4 protein-coding genes and 1 tRNA gene are annotated in these 7,104 nt (G+C 72.0%); 3 read left to right on the top strand and 2 right to left on the bottom strand.

The annotated features are described in order from the left end of the window. The 3 genes from J1M41_RS03205 to J1M41_RS03195 all read left to right on the top strand — a co-directional run. Nucleotides 1-974, top strand: a 974-nt coding sequence (locus J1M41_RS03205; RefSeq protein WP_206451129.1) for a PDZ domain-containing protein, incomplete at its 5' end; no start/stop codon positions are given. 118 nt (nt 975-1,092) lie between these two features. After that, nucleotides 1,093-4,236 (top strand): UPF0182 family protein, encoded by a 3,144-nt coding sequence (locus tag J1M41_RS03200; RefSeq protein WP_206451128.1) that lies wholly within the window; start codon nt 1,093-1,095, stop codon nt 4,234-4,236. 175 nt (nt 4,237-4,411) lie between these two features. Next, a tRNA-Met gene (locus J1M41_RS03195) sits at nt 4,412-4,485 on the top strand. Nucleotides 4,486-4,610: 125 nt separating this feature from the next. On the opposite strand, the gene J1M41_RS03190 is transcribed toward J1M41_RS03195, so the two are convergent. Together J1M41_RS03190 and J1M41_RS03185 are read right to left on the bottom strand one after the other, a co-directional pair. Further along, nucleotides 4,611-6,011 carry a sodium/glutamate symporter gene (locus J1M41_RS03190; protein ID WP_206451127.1) on the bottom strand — a complete coding sequence of 467 codons (1,401 nt, stop codon included), beginning with the start codon at nt 6,009-6,011 and terminating at the stop codon, nt 4,611-4,613. Between the two features lie 165 nt (nt 6,012-6,176). Continuing rightward, nucleotides 6,177-6,995, bottom strand: coding sequence for a PspA/IM30 family protein (locus J1M41_RS03185; protein WP_206451126.1), 819 nt, complete (start codon nt 6,993-6,995; stop codon nt 6,177-6,179). Nucleotides 6,996-7,104 lie beyond the last annotated feature (109 nt).

Below are 7,104 nucleotides of genomic sequence, written 5' to 3'. Positions count from 1 at the left end.
CCCCCTACATCCTCGAGGGCCCCGGCCCCGCCGTGGACCTGCTGGGCGAACGCGAGGGTCGACCGGTGCTGCGCGTCGAGGGCGGCGAGGCGGACCCGGGTGAGGGGACCCTGGCCATGACCACCGTGATGGTCGGGGGCCCGCCCATCGGCACCACCTCCCTGCTCGATCTCGGCCGCGGCCTGACGGACCCCGCCGTGGACGTGGTCCCGCGCGAGCTGATGTACCCCACCGGCGTCACCTCCGACGAGGTCGGCGAGGCCAATTCGGCGGCCATGTCGGACTCCCAGCAGACCGCGACCGCCGCGGCCCTGCACGAGCTCGGCCGGGAGGTGCCCCAGCGGCTCGTCGTGCAGCAGCTCGTGTCCGGCGGGCCCGCCGAGGGTGTCCTGCGGGCCGGGGACGAGGTGATCGCCGCCGAGGGACGGCCCGTGGCCGACCTGGAGGCCGTGCGCGCCGCCGTCGGGGCCGCGGGGCCCGACCCGGTCACGCTGACGGTCCGCCGCGACGGCGTGGAGCAGGACCTCGAGGTGCCGGTGGCGGCCGCCCCCGAGGGCGCGCCCCAGCCGTGGCAGATGGGGGCCCTGATCGAGACCGCCTACGACGTCCCGGTGGACGTCGAGCTGGCCGTGCCGGACATCGGCGGACCTTCGGCGGGTCTGATGTTCGCGCTCACCGTGATCGAGCGGCTGACCCCGGGGGCGATGACGGGGGGCGCATCGATCGCCGGAACGGGCACGATCACGGGGGACGGCGTCGTGGGTCCCATCGGCGGGATCCCGCAGAAGGTGCGCGGCGCCGCCGAGGCGGGGGCCACGACGTTCCTCGCCCCCACGGCGAACTGCGAGGAGCTGGCCGGCCGTGTGCCCGAGGGCCTGACGGTGTACCCCGTGGACACGCTGGGCCAGGCCCGCGACATCGTCGAGGCGGTGGCCCGGGGGGAGACCCCGGCCGACGCCCGGACGTGCGGCTGAGCCGACGCACACCAGGACCACCAGACCACCAGACCACCAGACCGGACGACATGTCCGGGGCGCAGCGCCCCGGGCCGGAGCAGAGCCCCGCGGACGCGGGAGGGAAGAGGACAGAGCAGTGAGCTTCGGACAGGGAGGCGGCGGACCGTTCGGCGGACCGCCCCGTGACGGCGGCGGGACCGCCGGGGGCCAGCCCGGCCCGTTCGGGGCGTTCGGCCCCTTCGGCGGCGCCCCGCGCGGCCCGGGCGACGACGGCGACCGCGGTCCTGGTGGCCCGTTCGGCGGGGGCGGGTCCTCCGCCGCGCGCGGCAGGGGCCGGCCGGGCCGGCCGAGCGCGCTCGTGCTGACCATCATCGCGGTGGCCGTGCTCGTGGGGCTGTTCGTGGTGTTCACGAACGTCTACACGGACGTGCTGTGGTTCTCGCAGCTGGGCTTCACCGAGGTCTTCTGGACCGAGGTCGTCGCCAAGGCCGCGCTGTTCCTGATCGCCGGGCTCGGGATGGCCCTCGCCGTGTGGCTGGCGATCCGCACGGCCTGGCGCCACCGCCCCGCGGACGCGTCCGCGGCCGCGCGGGACTCGCTCAGCCAGGCCCAGCGCCAGCTGGAGCCCATCCGGCGCCTGGTGTTCCTGGGTGTCCCGCTCGTGCTCGGCGTGTTCGCCGGCTCCACCGCGATGAACGGCTGGAACACGGTCCTGCTGTTCCTGAACCAGGTGCCCTACGGCCAGGCGGACCCGGAGTTCGGCCTGGACCTCATGTTCTTCATGGCCACCCTGCCGTTCCTGACGCTCGTGGTCGGGTACCTGATCTCGGTGGTCCTGGTCTCCGGCATCACCGGTCTTCTGGTGCACTACCTGTACGGCGCGGTGCGCGTGGAGGAGGGCGGCGGTGTGCGGATCACCCCGGCGGCGCGCGCCCACATCGGCATCACCCTGGCCGTGTTCCTGCTGCTGCAGGGCGTCAACTTCTGGCTCAACCGCTACCGCACCACGCAGTCGCAGACCGGCAACTGGGCCGGCGCGCTCTACACGGACGTGAACGCGGTCATCCCGACGTCGGCGATCCTGGCGGTCACGGCCGTGATCGTGGCCGGCCTGTTCGTGTGGACGGTGGTCTCGGGCCGGTGGCGGTTGTCGCTGATCGGCACCGCGGTCCTGGTCATCACGGCGCTCGTGGTGGGCACGGCGTACCCCTTCATCGTGCAGGAGTACCAGGTGAAGCCGTCCGAGCGCACGCTCGAGTCCGAGTACATCGAGCGGAACATCGCCATGACGCGCGAGGCGTACGGCCTGGACGACGTCGAGGTGACGAACTACGAGGGGGCCACGGACACCGAGGCCGGGGCCCTGGCGGGCGAGGAGGCCAACACGGCCAACGTCCGTCTCATGGACCCGAACCTGATCTCCCAGACCTTCGGGCAGCTCCAGCAGTTCCGTCCGTACTACTCGTTCCCCACCACGCTGCACGTGGACCGCTACGAGGTGGACGGCCAGACGCGGGACACCATCCTGGCGGCCCGTGACGTCAACGTGGACGACTCGCAGTCGTGGGTGAACCGCCACACCATCTACACGCACGGCTACGGCATGGTCGTGGCCGACGCCTCCGAGGTCGCGGCCGGCGGCCGGCCCCAGTGGCTGCTCTCCGAGATCCCGACGCGCGGGCCGCTGGCCTCCGACCAGGACTACGAGCCGCGCATCTACTTCGGGCACAACTCGCCCTCGTACTCGGTGGTGGGTGCGCCCGAGGGCGCGCCGGCCGTCGAACGCGACCGGCCGCAGACGGCCGACTCCCAGGAGGACACGGCGTACACCTTCTCCGGCGACGGCGGCCCCTCGGTGGGCAACCTGTTCAACCGGCTCGCATACGCGGTGAAGTTCGGCTCGCCCGAGCTGGTGCTGTCCTCGGACGTGAACGAGGCCTCGCAGATCCTCTACGACCGCGACCCGGCCGAGCGCGTCCGCAAGGTCGCGCCCTACCTGACGGTGGACACCGCCCCCTACCCGGCGATCGTCGATGGCCGCGTGCAGTGGATCGTGGACGCCTACACGACCTCGGACCAGTTCCCGTACTCCACCGCCCAGCAGCTGGGCGAGGTCACGGTGGACTCCCTGAGCCAGGGCCAGAACCCGGCGATGCAGGGCCGGGTGAACTACATCCGCAACTCGGTGAAGGCGACGGTGGACGCGTACGACGGCTCGGTGTCCCTCTACGCGTGGGACGACCAGGATCCGCTGCTGCGGGTCTGGCAGAACGTGTACCCGTCCTCGCTGCGCCCGTACTCGGAGATGAGCGCCGGACTCATGGACCACGTCCGCTACCCGGAGGACATGTTCAAGGTCCAGCGCGAGCTGCTCGGCCGCTACCACGTGACCGATGCGGACGACTTCTACGAGAACAACGACGCGTGGTCCGTGCCCTCGGACCCCACGCGCGAGGAGGACGTCAAGCAGCCGCCGTACTACATGACGCTGCAGATGCCCGGCCAGGACGAGCCGGCGTTCTCCCTCACCAGCAGCTACATCCCGCAGATCACGGACGGTGCCCAGCAGCGCAACGTGCTCTACGGCTTCCTCTCCGCCACCGGCGACGCCGGCTCGGGGGAGGACGGCGTGAAGGCCGAGGGCTACGGGAAGCTCCGACTGCTCGAGCTGCCGCGGTCCACCACGGTGCCCGGCCCTGGCCAGGCGCAGGCGAACTTCGACTCGAACGCGGACGTCTCGCGGGAGCTGAACCTGCTGCGCCAGGGCGCGTCCGAGGTGCTCAACGGCAACATGATCACCCTGCCGGTGGCCGGCGGCATCCTCTACGTCCAGCCGGTGTACGTCCGCTCCTCGGGCGGCACCACCTACCCGACGCTGCGCAAGGTGCTCGTCTCGTTCGGCGACAAGGTCGGCTTCGCGGACACCCTCCAGGAGGCCCTGGACCAGGTGTTCGACGGCGACTCGGGCGCGGTCACCCCGGAGGAGAACCAGGCGGAGGCGCCCGCACCGGGCGAGGAGCCGTCGGCTCCGGGCACGGTCGAGGAGGAGCTCTCGGCGGCCCTCGAGGAGGCGCAGGACGCCCTGACCCAGGGCCAGGAGCGTCTGGCCGAGGGCGACTGGGCCGGCTACGGCGAGCAGCAGAAGCGTCTCAACGAGGCCCTGAAGCGTGCCACCGCCGCCGACGACGCCCTGGGCGGCGACGCGCCTGCCCAGGACCAGGCCCCGGCCGAGGCGAGCCCCGCGCCGTCGTCGAGCCCCAGCCCGACGCCGAGCGGCTGACGGGCGTCGGCGGGCCGGGCCCGCCGGACCGTCGACGACGGCCCCGGCCACGCACCGCGCGTGGTCGGGGCCGCTGTCGTCTCGGGGCAGATGGCCGCCGCATGGCCGCCGGATGGCGGGGTGCTGACGCTGATTTGAACTCGACGGGACAGGTGTGTATAGTTCTAGAAGTCGCCGCGGGGTGGAGCAGTTCGGTAGCTCGCCGGGCTCATAACCCGGAGGTCGCAGGTTCAAATCCTGCCCCCGCAACGAGAAGGAGAAGGCCCCCAGCATCTGCTGGGGGCCTTCTCGCATGTCCGGGCCCGCTCGCCCCGGCCCGCCGGCACGGTGCCGGCGGGCGAGCTGACCGCCCTCGGGCGATCGGTGGGGGAGCGTCAGCGGCTCGAGGCCCGGACCGCCTGCTGGGCCGGCGTGCGGCGGCCAGGATCAGTGCGGCGCAGCCAGACGGCAGCGATGATCGCGATGATCGCGATGGCGCCCCAGATGCCGACCACGGCCCAGGACAGGCCCGCGATGAGCAGCAGCGGCACGAAGGACACGGCCGCGATCTCCACGGGCACCACCGGGATGTAGGCCACGCCGAACTGCTCCATGGTCCCGGACTTCAGCTTCGGGTCCACGATGCGCAGCATGGCCACGCCTGTGGCGACGGCGCCGGTGGCCCAGCCCCACGTGAACAGCTGCTTCTCGAACCACGCGTCGGTCATGACACGCGGCGCCACGACGATCCCCAGGAACAGGGCCAGCGCGAGGCCGATCACGAACAGGAGCAGCAGCGGCTGCCAGTAGTCCACGACCACGGTCGGGGCGATCGCGGCGATGCCACAGACGATGAGGATGTCCGTGGCGGTGCCGGACACCGAGTTCAGCGAGCCCGGGTCGAGGAACTTCGCCGTCTTCGTGGCCTGGAACAGGACGCGGGCGATCAGGCCGAGGAGGAACGCGATCGCGAACGCGGGGATGATCAGCTGGGGACCGTCCTCACCCACGACGCTCGGCCACACGGCCGTGATCCAGGAGACCACGCCGTGCGCGGCCGCCGCGATCATCGCGACCACGCCGACCTGGAAGGCCAGCGACTCCACCGAGGCCGCCGAGAAGGTGTGCCGGCCGATGACCGGGCGTTCCTCCACCTGGTTCAGCACCCCGGTGCGCAGCTCCTCCGGGATGGAGGTCAGGCCCGCGAACTCCCGCGCGTGGCCGCGCTGCGCGCCGATCTTGGCCTGGATGATGCCACCCACCACGCCGACGATCATGCCGACGGTGGCCGAGGTGTAGGCCAGCGAGGTGACGGTCGCATCACCGTTGGCCGCGTACGCCTGGCCCACGGCGGCCGCGGAGCCGAAGCCTCCCGCCCAGCCGGCGAACAGCAGGGCGGCGAACGAGTCGGGCGCGTCGAACAGCGGCTGCAGGAGGACCAGCGTGACGAGGGCGCCGATGGCCACCTGGGAGGAGTAGATCAGCACGCCGTAGGACGCGAACGCGCCTACGGGGCGGCCGATCTTGCGGACGTTGAAGTCGTCGGTGAGCGCGATGCACACGAACACGATGACGATCAGGATCGAGCCGTATGTGCCCAGCTGGGAGCTGAACGGCAGCCAGCCCAGGCCGTTCGGGCCGAGGGCCAAACCCAGGATGCCGGCGATGACGGAGGCCGGGATCATCAGGGTCTGGAGGGGCGTGATGACGGCACGGGCCAGCGTGCCCACGGCCAGGAGCGCGCCGATGAGGCCGGCGTCGACCAGCACGGACCAGGCCGTGAACTGCTCTTGCATGGGGTTCTTCCTCTGTGCGGGGACGGGGGTGTCCCACGGAGCGTGCCGAGGGACCCCGGGACAGTACCAAAGGAGCGCGGGGGCCGGGGCGCGTCCGGGAGGAGCACCGGGCCGGGGCGCACGAGGACGGCCCGCCGCGCCGGCGTGGGCCGGGGAGGGGCGGGGTCAGCCGCGCGCGGTGCCGGTCTCCTCGGCGGTCCCCTCGGCCGCGTAGTCGAGGGTCAGGGTCTCATCGGCGTCGACGTCGCCCGAGGTGAGGGCGGCCTGGCCGGCGCCGCCGGCCTTGAGGGCGGCGAGGCGGGCCTCCACCTCGGTCTTCTCGCCGAGGTCCTCGAGGGACTCGAACTGGGCGTCGAGGGAGGAGGCGGCGATCTCCTGCTGGCCGCGCACGCGGGCCTCCTCGCGACGGACCTTCTCCTCGAAGCGGGAGACCTCGGAGGTCGGGTCCAGCAGGTCGATCGACTTCACGGCGTCGGCCACCGCGGACTGGGCGTGGGCGGACTTGGCGCGGGCGGTCAGCTCGTCGCGCTTGGCGACCAGCTGCTGACGCTTGACCTTCATCTGGTCCAGACCGGTCTTCAGGCGCTCCACGATCTCGCGCTGCGAGGCGATGGTCGGCTCCGCGGCCTTCGCCTGGCGCTCGAAGTCCATCTGGCGCTCGATGGCCACCTTGGCGAGGTTGTCGAACTTGTCCGCCGAGGCGGTGTCGCCCTTGGTGCGGAAGTCGTCGGCCTTCTGGGAGGCGGCCAGCGCCTTCTGGCCCCAGCTGCGGGACGCGTCCTGGTCCTCGCGGTAGTCGTCCTCGATCATTCGCAGGTTGCCGATCGTCTGGGCGACGGCGGCCTCGGCCTCCGCGATGTTGTTCGTGTAGTCGCGGACCATCTGGTCCAGCATCTTCTGGGGGTCCTCGGCCTTGTCCAGCATCGCGTTGATGTTGGCCTTCGCCAGCGTGCTGATGCGGCCGAAGATGGACTGCTTGACCATGGTGTCTGCCTTTCGTCGGTCTTTCACGTCAGCGCAGACCGTCGGCCTGCGTCCACCCCGTCCCGCGCGTGCGGGCCGGGCCGGCGCCCGGGGCGCCGGAGTTCATGGG

Origin of the sequence: Micrococcus sp. KRD096 (genome assembly GCF_017168495.1) — a bacterium.
GTDB classification, from domain to species: Bacteria; Actinomycetota; Actinomycetes; order Actinomycetales; family Micrococcaceae; genus Micrococcus; species Micrococcus luteus.
Note: the sequence above shows the minus strand (reverse complement) of the source record. Positions and strands in the feature narration are given on the sequence as shown.

Coding starts and splice junctions, on each gene's coding strand:
- J1M41_RS03190 (WP_206451127.1), bottom strand. CDS start 6,011: ATGCAAGAGCAGTTCACGGCCTGGTCCGTGCTGGTCGACGCCGGCCTC.
- J1M41_RS03185 (WP_206451126.1), bottom strand. CDS start 6,995: ATGGTCAAGCAGTCCATCTTCGGCCGCATCAGCACGCTGGCGAAGGCC.